The 17365-nt window shown below is 60.3% G+C and carries 14 protein-coding genes and 1 riboswitch; of the genes, 10 read left to right on the top strand and 4 right to left on the bottom strand.

Annotation, left to right across the window (positions count from 1 at the left end; genetic code table 11):
- Positions 1–39: 39 nt before the first annotated feature.
- A complete protein-coding gene (locus J0663_RS21360; protein ID WP_207242334.1) occupies positions 40–1131 on the top strand; it encodes a DUF2865 domain-containing protein in 1092 nt (363 codons plus the stop codon).
- Between the two features lie 8 nt (positions 1132–1139).
- Here the strand turns inward: J0663_RS21360 and bluB are convergent, their stop codons facing one another.
- Positions 1140–1829, bottom strand: a complete 690-nt coding sequence (bluB, locus tag J0663_RS21365; RefSeq protein ID WP_207242335.1) for a 5,6-dimethylbenzimidazole synthase — start codon at positions 1827–1829, stop codon at positions 1140–1142.
- Positions 1830–1871: 42 nt separating this feature from the next.
- Positions 1872–2057: riboswitch (cobalamin riboswitch) on the bottom strand.
- Between the two features lie 317 nt (positions 2058–2374).
- Here bluB and J0663_RS21370 point away from each other — a divergent pair.
- The 5 genes from J0663_RS21370 (at position 2375) to J0663_RS21395 (ending at position 10319) form a co-directional block, all read left to right on the top strand.
- Entirely contained in the window at positions 2375–4252 is a 1878-nt protein-coding gene (locus tag J0663_RS21370; RefSeq protein ID WP_207242336.1) for a methyl-accepting chemotaxis protein, read from the top strand.
- Between the two features lie 58 nt (positions 4253–4310).
- Entirely contained in the window at positions 4311–4892 is a 582-nt protein-coding gene (locus J0663_RS21375) for a hypothetical protein (protein WP_207242337.1), read from the top strand.
- A 798-nt stretch (positions 4893–5690) separates the two neighbouring features.
- Positions 5691–6647, top strand: a complete 957-nt coding sequence (locus J0663_RS21385) for a hypothetical protein (RefSeq protein WP_207242339.1) — start codon at positions 5691–5693, stop codon at positions 6645–6647.
- 164 nt (positions 6648–6811) lie between these two features.
- Positions 6812–8650: an esterase/lipase family protein gene (locus J0663_RS21390; RefSeq protein ID WP_207242340.1), complete on the top strand. Its 1839-nt coding sequence runs from the start codon at positions 6812–6814 to the stop codon at positions 8648–8650.
- Between the two features lie 604 nt (positions 8651–9254).
- Positions 9255–10319 (top strand): 3-deoxy-7-phosphoheptulonate synthase, encoded by a 1065-nt coding sequence (locus J0663_RS21395; protein ID WP_207242341.1) that lies wholly within the window; start codon positions 9255–9257, stop codon positions 10317–10319.
- Here J0663_RS21395 and J0663_RS21400 read toward each other — a convergent pair.
- Both J0663_RS21400 and J0663_RS21405 read right to left on the bottom strand, forming a co-directional pair.
- Positions 10316–11143 carry a TolB family protein gene (locus tag J0663_RS21400; protein WP_207242342.1) on the bottom strand — a complete coding sequence of 276 codons (828 nt, stop codon included), beginning with the start codon at positions 11141–11143 and terminating at the stop codon, positions 10316–10318. The two genes, J0663_RS21395 and J0663_RS21400, sit on opposite strands and share 4 nt — an antisense overlap.
- Positions 11144–11203: 60 nt before the next feature.
- The gene (locus tag J0663_RS21405) at positions 11204–12883 is read right to left on the bottom strand and encodes an NAD+ synthase (RefSeq protein ID WP_207242343.1); all 1680 of its coding nucleotides are present in this window, start codon (positions 12881–12883) and stop codon (positions 11204–11206) included.
- A 187-nt stretch (positions 12884–13070) separates the two neighbouring features.
- On the opposite strand from J0663_RS21405, the gene J0663_RS21410 reads away from it, so the two are divergent.
- Entirely contained in the window at positions 13071–13601 is a 531-nt protein-coding gene (locus J0663_RS21410) for a DUF1003 domain-containing protein (protein ID WP_207242344.1), read from the top strand.
- 18 nt (positions 13602–13619) lie between these two features.
- On the opposite strand, the gene J0663_RS21415 is transcribed toward J0663_RS21410, so the two are convergent.
- The gene (locus J0663_RS21415) at positions 13620–14018 is read right to left on the bottom strand and encodes a GFA family protein (RefSeq protein WP_207242345.1); all 399 of its coding nucleotides are present in this window, start codon (positions 14016–14018) and stop codon (positions 13620–13622) included.
- Positions 14019–14188: 170 nt separating this feature from the next.
- Between J0663_RS21415 and J0663_RS21420 the strand changes: the two genes are divergently transcribed.
- The 3 genes from J0663_RS21420 to J0663_RS21430 all read left to right on the top strand — a co-directional run bounded on the left by J0663_RS21420 (position 14189) and on the right by J0663_RS21430 (position 17360).
- The gene (locus tag J0663_RS21420) at positions 14189–15139 is read left to right on the top strand and encodes a LysR family transcriptional regulator (protein ID WP_207244563.1); all 951 of its coding nucleotides are present in this window, start codon (positions 14189–14191) and stop codon (positions 15137–15139) included.
- A gap of 172 nt (positions 15140–15311) precedes the next feature.
- On the top strand, positions 15312–16139 hold the full coding sequence (locus J0663_RS21425; RefSeq protein ID WP_207242346.1) for a shikimate dehydrogenase family protein: 828 nt from the start codon (positions 15312–15314) through the stop codon (positions 16137–16139).
- Positions 16140–16223: 84 nt separating this feature from the next.
- Positions 16224–17360: an ABC transporter substrate-binding protein gene (locus tag J0663_RS21430; protein WP_207242347.1), complete on the top strand. Its 1137-nt coding sequence runs from the start codon at positions 16224–16226 to the stop codon at positions 17358–17360.
- The last annotated feature ends 5 nt before the right edge of the window (positions 17361–17365 follow it).

Genomic DNA, 17365 nt, shown 5'->3' on the forward strand with positions numbered 1-17365 from the left:
CTTTGACTGATGGACACTTTCTCATTCCCGGACGACGCCGTGAAACGCCGAAACCTGTCTCTTGCTCTTCTGCTTGCGTTGGCAGCCCCCGCCGCCGCGCAGTCCGGCAGCCTCTGCAGCGACCTGCGCGGCCGGCTGGCCGACCTGCCGCGATCGATCGGCAACAATAACGGGCCGGAAGCACGCCAATATGCCAGCGCCATGGCCGAGCAGAACCTCGAGCTGCGCAAGGTGCGAAACGATATGCGCAGCTACGGCTGCACTTCGGGCAGCATGGTCGTGATCGGCGGCGAGAATGCCGATTATTGCGCGGAGCTCTCGGAGGCCGAAGCCCGGATGATCGACAATATCCGCTATCTCCAGGATCGCCGCGATGAGCTGCGCAGCCAGGGGGATGACGGTGCGCGCCGCGAACTGATGGCCGCTCTGGAGCGCAACGGCTGCAACAGCGAGAATTTCTATGCGCCGTCCGAGCGCAGCGCCAACGATCCCGCCCCCAGCATCGAGGAACAGGCGATGCGCGGCGACACTTTCATTCCACTCGGCGGCGGTGAAGAGTTCGATCCGCGTTACGGCCTGCCACAGGCCGAGATGCTTTCACCCGTCAGCACCATGTGCGTGCGCAGCTGCGACGGCGGCTTCTTCCCCATCAGCTCGAACGCCACCTCGGTCGATTTCGGCCGGGACGCCGAGACCTGCGCCAAGATGTGTCCCGGCATTGAAACTGAGCTCTTCTACCGCGATGTGACCAGCACCGAAGCCTCCAACATGATCTCGGTCGCCACAGGCACGCCCTACAGCGCCATGAAGAACGCATTCGCCTACAAGAACCGCGCACCCGGCGAGAAAAACGCCTGCGCCTGCAATCTCACCGCCTATTATGATGAGATGCGCGGCAAACAGGCACTCGGCCAACCGCCGCAGCAGGGCTCGATCACCACCATCCGCGCCAAACCGTCGGCCAAAGATGGCGCGGCAGCCTCGCCGCCGCAGCCATCCGTCCCGGAACGTCCTTACGACCCCACGCAAAACAAGGTCCGCCAGGTCGGCCCGCAATTCCTTGCCGGCGACCAAGGCACGATCGATCTTGCCAACCCGGCAACGCCTGGCCCACAGCCCCAGCAGCAATGACTGCGGCATCAACGTTCCCTTCGTCCCCACCCATCGTGAAAGACCAGTTCTTCCAGCGGCAGCCTTTGCCGCCAGCCTTTGGCTGCGAGCTCGGGCTCGTCGTAAAGCCGCTCGACGAAGCCAGCGCAGAGCCAGGCGACTACCTCGATATGATCGGGTATGCCGAGAATCGCTTTCAGGTCGTCCTCATGAAAGATGCTGACCCAGCCGATGCCGACGCCTTCCGCTCGCGCCGCTAGCCAGAGGTTCTGGACGGCGCAGACGGTCGAATAGGAATCCATGCGCGGATTGTGGGTGCGCCCGAGCACCACGCTACCGCTGCGTGTCGGATCGCAGGTCACGCATATGCCGAGTGGCGCCTCGACAATGCCTTCGAGCTTCAGCGCCCGGTATGCCTGCCGCCGCTCGCCTTCGAACAGCAGCGCCGCCTCCTCATTGGCTTTCATGAAGGCATCGCGCACCCGCGCCCTGACCTCGGCACTTCGAACCATAATGAAATTCCACGGCTGCATGAAGCCGACAGAGGGCGCGTGATGGGCAGCCGTCAGCAGCCGCTCCACGACATCCTCCGGTAAAGGATCGGGCTGAAACTGGCTGCGCACGTCCCGCCGCGTCATGATCGCGTGATAGACGGCCTCACGTTCCGCCATGGAAAAACCGGATGCCGCCGAAAGGCCATCCTCGTCAAAGGGTCGCATCGTCAAATCCCCAACAACGCAACCGCCCGCCGTCCGCGCGGGTTGGGTCTATCTTGCCAGGCCGGTCTTCTGACTTGGCGTCATCCGTCTGCCGCAGCCTTCCCGGCCAGAAGCCAGTGGCAGATGAAGCGGCAGGCGTCGGCCTTACAGCGTTGGGCACGTCCCGGTCTTGCACCGGATTCCCGATTCTCCCGCCGGAAAGCGGGCACCTGACGGCGCATCTATTTCAGGAAAGCGGCGCGGCGGCAAGTGTGGGCAGACCGAGCTCGAGCCGACGTCGAAAACAGATTATCGAGGCGGATCGCCGACGGGCGGAGCCCCGCTCGGCGATGTGTCGGGTGTGGAGGGGAATAGCCTGCGCGTGCCTAGGCATCCTTTTTTACTTTATGATTTATTCACACATCAAATACACACTGCCTTTGCGCGTTTTGGGTTGCAACTCTGACATGGGCATGAATGCTCGTGATGTAACCGTCAGCGTGGATGCCCTGTTGATACGCCGGTCGCGAATATGCTGGACCGAGCTGCAATTCCAGGCCCCGCGAATGCTTCGATTTTTGAGAACGATGCCCCTGACAGCCAAGCTGGCGGCGATAATCGTTGCCGTCAATCTCTGCGGCATTTCCGCTTTCGCCACCTACACATGGCTGTATGAAACCCAGGCCCTGATCGACGGCGCCAAGGCAAACTGGTCCAAGGATGCGGAACAATTTGCGTCCGTGGCCGCCGGGGGCGTCAAATGGGGCAAGGCGAACGCCGTTCGCGAGGCTTATTCGCTGTACCGCGACGACCCCTCGCTCGACCTTGTGCAGTTTGCCGCCTTCAACGCGGAGCCAGCCACCGTCGATGTCTGGACACGCGATGGCATTTCCGGTCTGCCCACACCGGCCGATCTGGCCAAGCGGCTCAACGCGAAGCCCGATAAAACGACAATCTACGACGGCGAGATATCCGCCGACTTGGTCACGATCATCGCGCCGCTGCCGTTGGACAAATCAGGCAAGACAACCGGCTACATCGTCACGAACTGGTCTGTCGAAAAAATCGCTTCGGAAGTCCGCCAGAAGGTTCTCGTTTCGCTGCTCACGCAGTCGGTCATCACCGCCCTCGCCGTCATCGCCTTTCTTCTTGCCATGCGCAGCCTCGTTGGCCGGCCACTCAGGATCCTCAGCGAACGTATCGGCGCTTTGCAGAAAGGCGACCTCGCCTCCCCCGTCACCTACAAGGAAAATGGCGACGAAATCGGCTTTCTCGCTCGTGCGCTGGAAATCTTTCGTCACGAGGCGATCGCAAAGGTCGAAAGAGACCAGGCCACTGCCGAGCAGAGCGCCTCGTTCGACGCTGAACGGGCCCGCAACGCATTGTTGACGGAAGAAGCCAGCAACAGGCAGCGGCTGGTGATGACCACCCTTGCGAACGCATTGGAAAAGCTTGCCGCCGGCGACTTCTCGATACAGCTTGCCGATCTCGGTCCTGAATTCGATAAGCTGCGGCAGGATTTCAACAACATGGTCCAGGCCGTCGCGGCGGCGCTGACAGAGATAAAGATAGCTTCCGTCGCGGTTGAAGGCGGGTCGAGCGAGCTGGCCTCCTCGGCAGATCAGCTCGCCAAGCGGACCGAACAGCAGGCGGCAGCACTGGAACAGACCGCCGCCGCGCTGGATGAAGTGACCACGACGGTAAAGACATCGTCGCAGCGCGCTGAAAACGCCGGACAATTGGTCGAAGAAACGAAGCGCAGCGCTCACATCTCGGCGACGGTGGTGCGCGACGCGATCGGAGCGATGGACCGGATCCAGACTTCCTCCAGCCAGATCGGCCGGATCATCGGCGTCATCGATGAAATCGCCTTTCAGACGAACCTGTTGGCATTGAATGCCGGCGTCGAGGCCGCGCGCGCCGGCGAGGCGGGCAAGGGTTTTGCGGTTGTCGCGCAGGAAGTTCGGGAACTCGCCCAGCGATCGGCGAACGCGGCAAAGGAAATCAAGAACCTGATCAATGTTTCGGGCCAGGAGGTCGCCGCGGGCGTCGGGCTGGTGAACGAGACCGGCGATGCTCTCCTGAAGATCGAAGAGCAGATCAACCGCATCAGCGACAGTATCGCCTCCCTCGTTCAATCCTATCGCGAACAGGCGACCGGTCTGCAGGAAATCAATGGGGCGATCAACCAGATGGATCACGCGACGCAGCAGAACGCGGCGATGGTTGAAGAAACGAACGCAGCCTGCCAGGAACTGCTGTCACAGGGACGCCAGCTGCAGGATTCGGCCGGCCGCTTCGTCGTCGGCGCGCCTGGGGCAAGCCAGCCCAAGCCCGTTCAGCCGAGCGCCCGTCAAGCACGTCCAGAATCGAGAGCCGTCACGCCGCGGCATGCAGGAAATGCCGCCCTTGCCGCTTCTCCCGGGGCCTGGGAGGAGTTCTGACGTCGTCCTCGCCCGATAGCCTTATTTCTCAGCAACTGATCACAGGAAGGGAACAGTTATGAAGAGAGTTGTGACCGCATTGCTTTTGGCCTCTGCCGCATTCGCTGCGCCCATGGACGTATCGATGGCAGAGGATGCCAAGCTTGCCCCGATCGCCGACTACGTGAAGAGCGACGTGAAGCCCTGGCTGAACGATCCCACCATCATCGAGGCCATCAAGGCGCAGGATGCTGCCAACGCCAAGCTGAGCGAGGCCGACATCGAGGCCCTCGACAAGAAGTGGCGCGCCGAGGTCGATGGCTCCGACCACTCGATGATCGATGGCGTGCTCGGCAATGCGCTGTCGAAATTCCTACAGGCGAAGAAAGAAGCGTCGGGCGGCAAGATCACCGAAATCTTTGTGATGGACGCAAAAGGGCTGAACGTCGGTCAAAGCGACGTCACTTCCGACTATTGGCAGGGCGACGAGGCGAAATTCCAGAAGTCCTACGGCGCCGGCAAGGATGCCGTCTTCGTCGATGAGATCGAAAAGGATGAATCGACCCAGACACTCCAGTCGCAGGCAAGCGTCACCATCTCCGACGAAACGGGAACGCCGATCGGCGCCGTCACCATCGGCGTGAACGTCGACGCCCTCTGATCTGAAAAGCCGCGTTTATCGCGTCAATTAAAGATCGCATTGCCCGGAAGCGGCACGCCTCTGGGCGACACGCGCTGTGTTTTCAGAACTAAAGGCCTGTGATCAGTTGCGATCAATGACGTTGCGCACAGTGCCGGCGGCCAGTCGATGCGCCGCGGAGCTCACGAAAGCCTGCAGATTCCCAAATCGCCAGAGATGTGCCTCTTGAGGTGTCGGCGAATCAGAAGGCACCAAAATGGCACGTCGTTATGCGTTGCTGCGTTGATCAATGGAAAGGATCAAAGATTTCCTGCCTGGCCGTGGAGGCCACAACTACGCAACTCGACACAGAACTCTACAAGGCCCGGCATCTCATCGAGAACTTCCTCGCAAAGCTCAAACAGTACCGGCCCATCGCAACCCGCTACGACAAGCGCGCAACCAACTTCCTCGGCGCCATACAACGCCATCATTCTCCTTAGCTGATCACAGGCCCTAGCCATAGCATAAGCCTGGCCCTGCGAAACGCGGACTCGGAACCGCCTTCGCCGCTCTGTCTCTTTGTTTGAGCGCTGGTTTTTTCTGTCCGCTAAGCGCTTTGTGCCCGCGTACTTTATTCAAACTTCTATCATGCGTAGATATTAACGATTAACCACAACCTACGATAAATAAGAGCGGGCGGTGGCGTCAGCGCCATCCTAGGCTATTGTCGGATCAACCGAAGGTAGATTCACCGGCTTTAGGAAACACGCTCCCGGCGTGGTACACGGCGTGTGATGGCCTACGGCTTCGATCAATCGCATACAGCAGGAGGCTTAGATGGACCCTTTGACAGTCACGCTCGGAGATCAGATCGCGGCGCCGCGCGGCGAAATACCAGTCGGAACCAGCATGCAGTCGAACCAGTGGGCAATCAGCGCAAACGAGTCGTACGTCCTTGTGATGCAGACTGACGGAAACTTGGTGCTGTACCAAGTCGCAGGGCCGCCACCTGTAGCTAATTCAAGCTTCCAGGGTTTTCCGTACTGGGCGTCGGGAACAAGTCTTGGCGTAGCCGCTCGCTTCGAAGTGCAGACCGACGGCAACCTGGTCATTTATGACGGTTCAGATCTGTTATGGGCTTCCAACACAAACAACGCCTCACCGGGTTATCTGACAGTCCAGGTCGACGCCAACCTGGTCTTCTACGACACTTCGGGCGCGGCGTTCTGGGCGACGAACACGGCTGTCGATATTCCGGCGTTGATGCCAAGGCTGGAGAATGGGGCAACCGGCCGATTCGATTTCTTCAACGTCTCCGCATGGCACAGCCTCAATAATGAAGGCGACAATGGCGCCACCCCGACGGTCACCATGAACTCGAGCACCCTACTGGTTCAGGGCGGCTTCCAGTGGGATCACTTTCCGATCGGATCAGGCGAAGGCTCCATCAGCATCGAAGTCGCGCTGTCAGGTCCCCTCACATGCGTGGTGACGGCATCGGTCATTGGCGCGCCTTTCTCGGAAATCGGTTTCTCAGCGTCGGGCACCTGGCAGGCGACATTCGGAGACGAACCGGTGCTGACCTGCAGCCTCGACAACGGCTGGTGGGTGAAAATTACCAATTTCAAGGGCGGCGGAAGCTGGTATCCGGGCGTCGAGATCGATTTCTCGGATAACCAAAGCCTCTGCTTCGAGAACATGTCGAGCGACACCGCTTCGGTCGGCGTCGCAGCCGTGGCACGCCAGTTGGGCCCGAGACCGAAGGAATCCCGGATGGAGGCACGCAATGGCTGACACCCCCGGACACACAAGAGCGGCATTCGAACGAGTGCGAACGATTCGCTCGCGAATGCATGAGTTCGCTGATCCCAGCATTCTGCATGGCGGTGTGTTTCGCTGGCCACTGATGCGCCGGCCCGACGTGGAATCGATGCTCGACGGCGTACAGAGGGACCCAGTTGAACCCCGGCATTGGCGGTGGCTCTACTCCGAATTGCATCGCGGCGCCATTGCGGGTGCGCCAGTGCCTTCGCCGGCGGAGATCGAGGCGCGCCGCGCGCCACCGCGCGTGCGGTCTCATGCCGGTGGCGATAGCAAATATTCGCTACGGAACGCCGTGCCAAGCTTTCGCCGACGAACTGTCGCGCTTTGTGCGTGCAGGCGGCTCGTTGCCGACACCTGCACCGGGATCGCTCGAGGACAAGGCGGCATTCTTCGCCGCACCGCTGTGCAAGCAGGAATACCACATCCTTCGACTGCTCCCCGAACGCCACGACGGACTACAGATGCGCTACGTAGTGCCAAGCGATCTCGTGATTGACAATACAGGTCTAACGCCGCGGGAGTTCGAAATCGATTTCGATGACGGTACCGGCTATCGCAATGTGAAGCTCGACGAGCCCGTGGATGTTATGTATCCGAGCGCCGGTCACCGGTGCATTCGTGTGCGACTGGCCGGAGCCGGTCGCCATGCCACTGGCTGTCGGCTCACCATTGCCAAGCAAAGTGCACCGATACCGGACGAGACGTGGTCGCTTTATTCACCGATCACGTTCCAGGGTGTAACTGCGACCGGCTATGCATACGTGTTTTACGGCAGCGGCAACACGACACTGACAAATCCGCTGCTGATGGCCGAGGGTTTCCCCGGCGGCTATTCGATCAACACGTTGTGGAATATCTTCAACGAGCAGAACCTGGCCCAGGATCTGCTCGCACAGGGATACGATCTGGTACTGATCGGCTTCGACGACGGCATGACGTATGTCGAGGCCAATGCGGGCGTTGTAATGGCAGCGGTTCAGTATGCGATCAACATGACCTCGTCCGACACCGAGCTCGTCGTCGGCGGCGCCAGCATGGGCGGCCTCGTGGCCCGCTACGCACTCGCCTACATGGAGACCAACAACATTCCGCACCAGACCAGCTATTACGTTTCGTATGACACGCCGCACCTGGGTGCATCCGTGCCCGTCGGCGTGCAGGGCTTCATCCAGATTGTCTGGCTCTATACACAGGATCCATCGGTGGAGGCGCCGGCGGCGCTGCTGAACAGCAACGCTGCCCAGGAAATGTTGATCTACTGGGTCAATGGGACGACCTACACCGACATCACCACAGGCGTCTCTCCGCTGCGCGCCAACCTGTCGAACAATCTGTCGGCGAACGGCAATTTTCCCAAGCGGCCGACATTGCTCGGCGTTTCAAACGGCGCGACCGACGGCTCGCTGAACGGGACGCCGGCTTCCGATTACGTGCTCTCGGCCGAAGGCGGGATAGTGGCCAGTTTGGCCCTGTATGTGATGACGTCACCAGGGCTCACCGCCACCGTGTACGATGATGAAGGAAACAAGACCACGTTCCCCAATGCTGTGTGCCAGCTCAAGCTCGAATTTCCCGGCGGCGGAGGTACCTTCGTCACTGTTTGTGGCGAGGGTCAGCAAACACCCGAGTACGAATCGGCGCCGGGTGGAACGGACACGTTCTTCAGCACCCTCGGCTACGAGCTCGACAACGGCGGTTATCCTTCGACAATCAATTACGACTCGGCTTGTTTCGTGCCGACCATCAGCGCGCTGTCCCTGAGTTCGCTCGACGTGTACAGCAACGACGACCTGATCGGCAGCGTCGGCGATGCGACGTCGGATCTGACTGCCTGGATCGGCAGCAACAACGACAAGCACGTCACGATCACCGCACAGACCGCGGCCTGGCTGCTGCAGCAACTACCGTCAAAGGGGTCTCTGCGGGCAACAACAGCACCGCCGACGACTCGCCGCGTCGAGCAGTTCGGCTGAGCCGCAGCCGCGCGTCAATATATGGGTTCGGCCGGCAAATTACCAATTTTGCCAGATCGGCGACGGGGACAGCGCTGAGACAGGCCAAGACCGCGCGAAACGCACCCCTGGCATGGCTGAAATCCCCAAGTCTCGAAGGAGACGGCAGGACGACAGCCGTCACACGCACCATCCGCCAACCTGAACCGATCGCAAAGCATAACGACGTGCCATTCGGTCGGCGCCTGCTGATTCGCCGACACCTCAAGAATCACATCTCTGGCGATTGGGGAATCTGCAGGCTTTCGTGAGCTCCGCGGCCCATCGACTGGCCGCCGGCACTGTGCGTCACCTCATAGATCGCAACTGATCACAGGCCTTAGCGACCTGCCCGCGAACTCCTGATTTCCGACCGCAAATATTGCGTGACAATGGATGGCCGCGACGCTACATACGCTTGATGTCGACGACTTCAATCTACGCCTCGCGATTTTATTGCTACCGCTGCTCCCAGCGGATGCGGGTCTATGCGTAACTGAAGTCGACGCGACGACAACCCGAACAGCCGCTAGTCTACCTGGCGGCTTTTTTATTCCGCACGGTATGACCAAACAGGAGCCATGCCGTGTCTGATACCATTGATGATCTGCGAATCCGCGAGATCACGCCGCTCACCAAACCTGCCGATGTCATTGCGGAAATTCATCGCGACGCTGTCGTCACCGAGACCGTGACCAGCAATCGTGATGCGATCCATAAAATTCTTCAGGGCGAAGACGATCGCCTGATCGTGGTTATCGGCCCCTGCTCCATCCACGACCCGATTGCCGCGCGGGACTATGCAGCCCGGCTGGAGGAACAGCGACGCCGTTTCATCGACGATCTTGAGATCGTCATGCGCGTCTATTTCGAAAAGCCCCGCACGACCGTCGGCTGGAAGGGCCTGATAAACGACCCGCATCTCGACGGCAGCTACCGCATCGAGGAAGGGCTGAGAATTGCCAGGCGCCTGCTGCTCGACATCAATGCCATGGGTCTTCCGGCCGGCGTCGAATTCCTCGATACTATTACGCCGCAATACATCGCCGATCTCGTCAGCTGGGGCGCGATTGGCGCGCGTACGACCGAAAGCCAGATCCACCGCCAGCTCGCCTCCGGTCTCTCCTGCCCGATCGGCTTCAAGAACGGCACCGATGGCGGCGCGCGGGTCGCACTCGACGCCATCGCCGCCGCGTCGCAGCCGCATCATTTCCCGGCCGTCACCAAGGACGGACAGGCCGCTATCGCCTCGACAACGGGCAATGAGGACTGCCACGTCATTCTGCGCGGCGGAAAACAGCCGAACTTTGAAGCAACCGACGTCGCGGCCGTTGCCGCCGAAGCCGTCAAGCTCGGCTTGACCCCGCGTATCCTGATCGACGCCAGCCATGCCAACAGTGGCAAGGATCCGATGAACCAACCACGCGTCGTCAGATCCGTCGCCTCGCAGCTTGCCGCCGGAAACCAGCATATCAAGGGCATGATGATCGAAAGCAATCTCGTCACCGGCCGCCAGGATCTCGTTCCCGGCAAGCCGCTGGTCTACGGCCAATCCATCACCGACGGCTGCATTGGCTGGGACATGTCGGTGACAGCGCTGGAAGATCTGGCGAGAGCCGCTGGCGCGCGGCGCAAAGCGGCAGCGGCTTAGCCGGCCGGGAAATAGCGCACATAGGCGAATTCTCCGCCATCAGGAGACCAGCAGGGCACGTTGATCGTGCCCTGCCCGCCGAAAAGCTCGAACAACGTCTTGAGGTTGCCGCCATCCATGTCCATCAAACGCAGCCGCACGTCGAGATCGCGGGGATGATCGAAAACCGAGGGGTCATAGGACAGGATCAGCACCTTGTCACTCCTCGGTGACGGGTGGGCAAACCAGTTGCCCTGATTGTCCGACGTTACCTGCTCGAGGCCGGTGCCATCGGGATGGATGCGCCAGATCTGCATCAACCCGGTGCGGCTGGAATTGAAATAGATCCATTGCCCGTCGGCGGAATAATCCGGTCCGTCGTTGCGTCCCTCGCCATGCGTCAGCCGCGTCTCGGCGCCGCCATCGACGGAAATCGTATAGATGTCGAAGAGGTCTTCACGAATGCCGCAATAGGCAAGTTGACGCCCGTCCGGCGACCAGCCGTGCCAGTAGGACGGTTGGTTTTCGGTAACGAGGCGCGGCGTGCCGCCTTCGATCGGCAGGGTATAGATCGCCGACTTGCCGAATTCCGTCTTGTCGGAAATAACGATCTGAGTACCGTCCGGCGAAATGCCGTGGTCGTTGTTGCAGTTGACGGCAAAGCCGGTGTCGACCCTCACCAATTCGCCGCCGTCGAGCGGCAGTCGATAGAGCAGCCCGTCACCGTTCAACAGCAGGTAGGAACCGTCCGGCGAGAAATTCGGCGCCTCCACCAGCTTGTCGGTCTGCCAGACCTCGCGAGCCCTGCCCGTCCCGACATTATAGATCTCGACCGAGCTGCGCATGTTTCCTCCGTGATACCCGATCGCGCCAACGGTCCGATCGCATCGGCAATTTCGATGCCATCAGCGATCCCGGAACCGGTTGGTGATCGGATAACGCCGGTCGCGGCCGAAATTCTTCTTGGTGATCTTCACGCCGGGCGCCGACTGCCGGCGCTTGTATTCGGCGAGATAGAGCAGGTGCTCGACGCGGTGAACGGTCGCGACGTCATGACCGCGCGCAACGATCTCCTCGACCGCCATCTCCTTCTCGACCAGGCATTCGAGAATATCGTCGAGGACGGGATAGGGCGGCAGCGAATCCTGGTCCTTCTGGTCCGGGCGAAGCTCGGCCGAGGGTGCCTTGTCGATGATATTATGCGGGATCACCTCGCCCGACGGCCCGAGCGCAGTCGGCGGCACGTTTTCGTTGCGCCAGCGCGCCAGCGCATAGACTTGCATCTTGTAAAGATCCTTGATCGGATTGAAGCCGCCATTCATGTCGCCATAGAGCGTGGCGTAGCCGACCGACATTTCCGACTTGTTGCCCGTCGTCACCACCATCGCGCCGAATTTGTTGGAAATCGCCATGAGAATGACGCCGCGCGCGCGGCTTTGCAGGTTCTCCTCGGTAATTCCGTTCTCTGTGCCCTCGAAGAGATCGGACAGCGCATTGCTGAAGCCGGTAACCGGCTGCTCGATCGGCACGATATCATAGCGGCAGCCGAGCGCTTTCGCGCAATCGGCCGCATCTTTCAGCGAATCCTCGGACGTATAGCGGTAGGGCAGCATGACGGTGCGCACCCGCTCCTCGCCCAGCGCATCGACAGCGATGGCCGCGCAGATCGCCGAGTCAATGCCGCCGGAAAGGCCGAGCACGACGGTCTTGAAGCCGTTCTTGTTGACGTAATCGCGAAAACCGAGCAGGCAGGCGCGGTAATCAGCCTCCTCACCCTCGGGAATACGTGCCACCGGCCCTTCGGCGCAGTGCCAGCCGGCATCACCGCGCTTCCACGTCGTCACTGCAAGAGCCGTTTCGAACTCGCTCATCTGAAAGGCAAGCGACTTGTCGGCGTTGAATGCGAAACTCGCGCCATCGAAGACGAGCTCGTCCTGGCCGCCGAGCTGGGCGGCGTAGATCAGCGGCAAGCCGGTCTCGATCACCTGCTTCAGCACCACCTGATGGCGGATATCGACCTTACCGCGATAATAGGGCGAACCATTCGGCGACAGCAGGATCTCGGCCCCGCTTTCGGCCAGCGTCTCGCAGACGCCGAGATCACCCCAGATATCTTCGCAGATCGGAATGCCGAGCCTGATGCCACGAAAATTCACCGGCCCAGGCATGGCACCCTGATGAAAGACGCGCTTCTCGTCGAACTCACCGTAATTCGGCAGATCGACCTTGTCGCGCACCGCGATCACCTTGCCGCCGTCGAGCACGGCGACGGAATTATAACGCCCCGTCTCGTCCTGCCTGGGGAATCCGATGACGACGCCCGGCCCGCCATCGGCGGTGTCGGCTGCAAGACTTTCGACCGCCTTCCAGCAGGCGCGGATGAAGGCCGGCTTCAGCACCAGATCCTCCGGCGGGTAACCGGAGATGAAAAGCTCGGTCAGGACGAGCAGATGCGCGCCTTCCCGACCCGCATCGGCGCGGGCTTCCCGCGCCTTGGCAAGATTGCCGGCGACATCGCCGACCGTCGGATTGAGCTGGCCGATAGCGATGCGAAAGATATCGGAGAGAGCGTTTTCCTGTGTCATGTCATTTGTTTAGCCTGCGGCTCCCGTTACCGCAACACGTTCGCGGCCAAAGGGTTGCATCGGGCGCACGAATTTTTTGTGAACAGAGCGCTGGGGGCTATGGCACCGATGCATTGCAATTTGCCGGCGGAGCGGAATACTGACGCGCGAAAGCGTCAGCATCGATAACGGTCATCGGAAACAGGCCATGAATAACTTCTCGACCTTCGTGCACCATCATTTTGACAAACCGACCGACGAACTCGGCGACACGGAAAAGCGCGTGCTGGCGAAAGCGCACGAGCGCAAGATCATCTCGACCGACGTCAACGCCGCCTTTTCTGCCGAGGCCTCGTTTGGAGAACGTATCGCCGACAGCATCGCCCGTGTCGGCGGTTCATGGTCCTTCATCCTCGGCTTCCTGGCCTTCCTCGTCGTCTGGACGGTGGTCAACACCATCGTCATGGCGAGCGGCGCCTTCGACCCCTACCCCTTCGTTTTTCTCAACCTCATCCTGTCGATGCTCGCCGCCATTCAGGCGCCGATCATCATGATGTCGCAGAACCGCCAGGCCGAGCGCGACCGCTTCGAGGCCGCCAAGGATTACGAAGTCAATCTCAAGGCCGAGCTCGAAGTGCTGTCGCTGCACCAGAAGATCGACATGAGCGTGCTGACCGAACTGACGGCGCTGCGCGAAGATGTAGCCCGTCTTAGCGCAGCGCTTGCAGCCAAGACCTGACGCGGCATACGCAATCAACTAGACGGGATACCTATCATATTGCGGTAGGCCGTCGGTTATCTCGTAGAAATCGCCCTTGTCGGCACAGTAGATATGGTGGCTGAAGGCAAGGCCGCTCGGTTCGTCGAAGGCTCCAGCCATCACCGAGACTTCCGACCGTCCGTCACCCTGCCAGAACAATGCGGAGCCGCAATTCGAGCAGAAGCCGCGCCGCGCCTCTTCGCTTGACCGATACCAGCGGACTGCCTTTTCGTCTTCCACCGAAAGCGCCGTGCGCGGCACGTTGACTGCGGCATAATAAAATCCCGTCTGACGGCGGCATTGCGAACAGTGGCAACCGACGACGGGTCCGGGCTTCCCCCGAATTGAAAATCGAACGGCGCCGCAAAGACAGCCGCCTGTATGTTCTTCGCTCATAGGTCGTCTCCCTTTGCTTGCGCCAGGGTGCCGCCGATCGCAGACGGCGTCAAATCCGTTTCCCTGAACGAACGATCAGGATTCTTGAAGGCACCAATCCCACTCTTGCGAAAGCTTTGGCCGGTAAGGCATGCTGGTCGTTCTTGCATTTCACCATGGCTTGGCTGTCGATGCTGACTTTACGACAAATTGAGGTAATAAGGGCCATCATGGTCACCGGCAGCATCGCGGGCGCCGCGCGGCTGCTGAATGTCTCGGCGCCCGGCCTCAGCCGCCTCATGAAGTATACCGAGGATTCCCTCGGCATCAGGCTGTTCGACAGGCGTGCCGGACGCTACGTACCGACCTCGCAGGCACGCAACATCTTCGATCTGCTCGACACCGTCCATCGAAAGATCGACGATCTGCAGTCGGCCGTGGCAGGCCTCGGCCGCGGCCAGAGCCAAGAGCTTTGCATCGCATCCGTGCCGAGCATCGCCAACGTCATGGTTCCGCGGGCCATCGCGAAGCTGCGGCAACGCTTTCCGGATCTCTCGCTCGACGTCAACATTCTCAAAATCGAGGAGGCGATAGACTACTTGCTCCTCGGACGCGGCGAATTGGTCGCCATCTCGTCCCGCTTCGACCATCCGCTGATAGAATTCGAGCCGCTGGCAAGTGGCAGGCTGTTATGCATCGTTCCGGAGACCAGCCCTTTAGCCGCAAAGGACAAGATTACGCCGCTGGAAATGTCCGACCATCCGCTGATCGGCATCAATCCCAAGGATCCCTATGGGGCGATCATGGCGGCAATGTTTATCAACAACGGCATCGATTACCGGATGAACATCAAGGCCCGCTTCGGCACGACGGTTTGCAGCCTTGTCGCTGCCGGTCTCGGTATAGCTATCATTGATGAATTCACCGTGGCGCATGGCATGGTTCGGGGATTGAAGAGCATCGAAATCGACGCCGACAGTATCTTTCATACCTACATCGCCTACCGCAGGGACCTGCCCCTGTCCGCTTATGCCGAGCACTTTCGCCAGCTTTTGCGCCACGAGATGAAAAGCGCGAGTTCGATCAAGGCTGCCGGATCCTCGAAGCGAAGGAAACCTCTTCAGCAACATCGCGATAGATGAAGCCGCTGACCATCCGTTCGTTATGGCTTACGCACGCCATTAACATCATGTTATGGAAGGCTGCAAAAATGATACTCGATCTACCGGCCAGCTATCGCTAGATTTTTCTCGGGAGTTAGATCGGCCAACCGCTGGGTCGATGCTCGACTTCCAGCGATGAGATGGACGATCGATGACAGGTTTCATTCCTTCGGGAAGCACAAGGCTTTTTTCAGTGGTGGGTGATCCCATCGACCAGGTGCGATCGCCAAGCGTCCTCACCCGCCTTCTGGTTGACCAGGGTGAAGAAGCCGTCGTCGTACCGATGCATGTGGCCGCCGCCGATCTACCTACCCTTTTCCAGGCGCTGCATACGGTTCGCAACATAGGCGGAATCCTCGTGACCGTTCCGCACAAGCAGGAGGCATTCCGTTTATGTGCAACGGCGACGGATCGCGCTGCTTTCGTGGAAGCCGCCAATGTCGTGCGGCGGCTGGATGACGGCTGGCACGGAGACAATACCGACGGGTTGGGATATCTGGACGGGATCGAAAGACAGGGGTTTGCCGTTGCCGGCCGCAAATGCCTGCTGATCGGATGCGGTGGGGCGGGAGCGGCTATCGCGCTCGAAATCATGAGACGCGGGGCGTCATTGCTTGCGATCCACGACATCGACCGCGAGCGGCGAGACGCCGTCATCGCCAAGCTTGACAGGTATTATCGCGGTCGGCTTGTCGTCGGCAGCGCAGATCCGGCAGGCTACGATCTCGTTGCCAATGCCACGCCCCTCGGCATGCGGCCGGAGGATCCCCTGCCGATCGACGTATCCAAACTGGAATCGCGACAATTCGTGGCCTGCGTGGTCACAAAACCGGAAGTTCCGCCGCTGATCGAGGAGGCGCGGCGGCGCGGATGCCGAACCATGACGGGTGCCGGAATGTTCGACGCGCAGGCCGCGACGCTTGTGGACTTCCTGCTGACGCGACCGAGCGAACGGGAAGTAGGCTTGAAACGAGACTGACTTTCGTCTCCTGCTGACGTGAAGGCCGGTGGCGCGTGGAGACGGCGCCCTTAAGAACCGGTCTGTTTTTACTGGGAGGACTGCATGTACCGTAAATATCTGCTCGCAATCTCGTCCACGCTGCTCATCGGAGCGGGCGCGGCCCGAGCCGAAGATACCGTGAAGCTTGGCATGGTCGTCGAATTGTCCGGCGCCGGCGCTCCTGCTGGCACCAACTGGCGTGACGGCGTCAAGATCGCGGTCGAGGAAATCAATGCCGAAGGCGGAATCCTCGGCAAGAAGATCGAACTCGGCGAATATGATACTCAGACCGACCCTCAGGTTTCGCGCGCGCTCGTTCAGAAGGCGATCGATGAGGGAGCATATGCGATCCTCGGCACGATCTATTCCGGTTCGACGATGGTCAACATGCTGGTGGCACAGCAAAACAGCACGCCGCAATTCGTCGGGTCGGAATCGCCGAGCATCGTCCAGAAGGGCAATCCCTTTGTTTTCCGCACGTCGTCTGGTTCCCAGAAAGGCATTCCCGCGCTGACGAATTATTTCACCGACACGCTCAAGGCCAAGAAGGTTGGCATCGCCTGGGTGAACAATGAATTCGGCAAGGGCGGCCACGATGTTTTCGCAAGCGAGATGAAGAAAACCGGTATCGAGGTCGTCGCCGACGTCTCGTCCGAACAGGGCCAGGCCGACTACGCCGCCGATATCGCCAAACTGAAGCAGGCCCAGCCGGATGCCGTCTTCGTCTACATGAATCAGGAGGAATCGGCGCGTTTCCTGATCGAGGCCAGGAAGCAGTCCCTGGCCATGCCGCTCGTCGGAGAGGTTACGCTTACCGAAGCCAAGGTGGTGGAATTGGCCGGCCCGGCCGCCGATGGCGCGATCGCCCATGTCGGCCTAACCGCCGCGGCAACGGACGTTCCGGGCATCGGCGCCTTCGACAAGAAATTCGAAGAGATTTTCAAGCGCAAGCCCACCCATGACGCGATCAAGGGTTATATCGGAACGTGGACGACCAAATACGTCACCGAGATGGTCGGCGAGCTGGACGGTGAAGCCTTCGCCGAAAAGATGCATGGTCTGTGCCTGAAGGCGGCGGACTATCCGAAGATCCTTCTCGACACCTGCTGGGATGGGAAGGGAGAAATGTCGCGTCCGAGCTTCATCGTGCAGGTGAAGGACGGCAAGGCTGCGGTCATCGGCACGGTCCCCGCCAACTGATCAAC

Source organism: Rhizobium lentis (genome assembly GCF_017352135.1).
Lineage (GTDB): Bacteria > Pseudomonadota > Alphaproteobacteria > Rhizobiales > Rhizobiaceae > Rhizobium > Rhizobium lentis.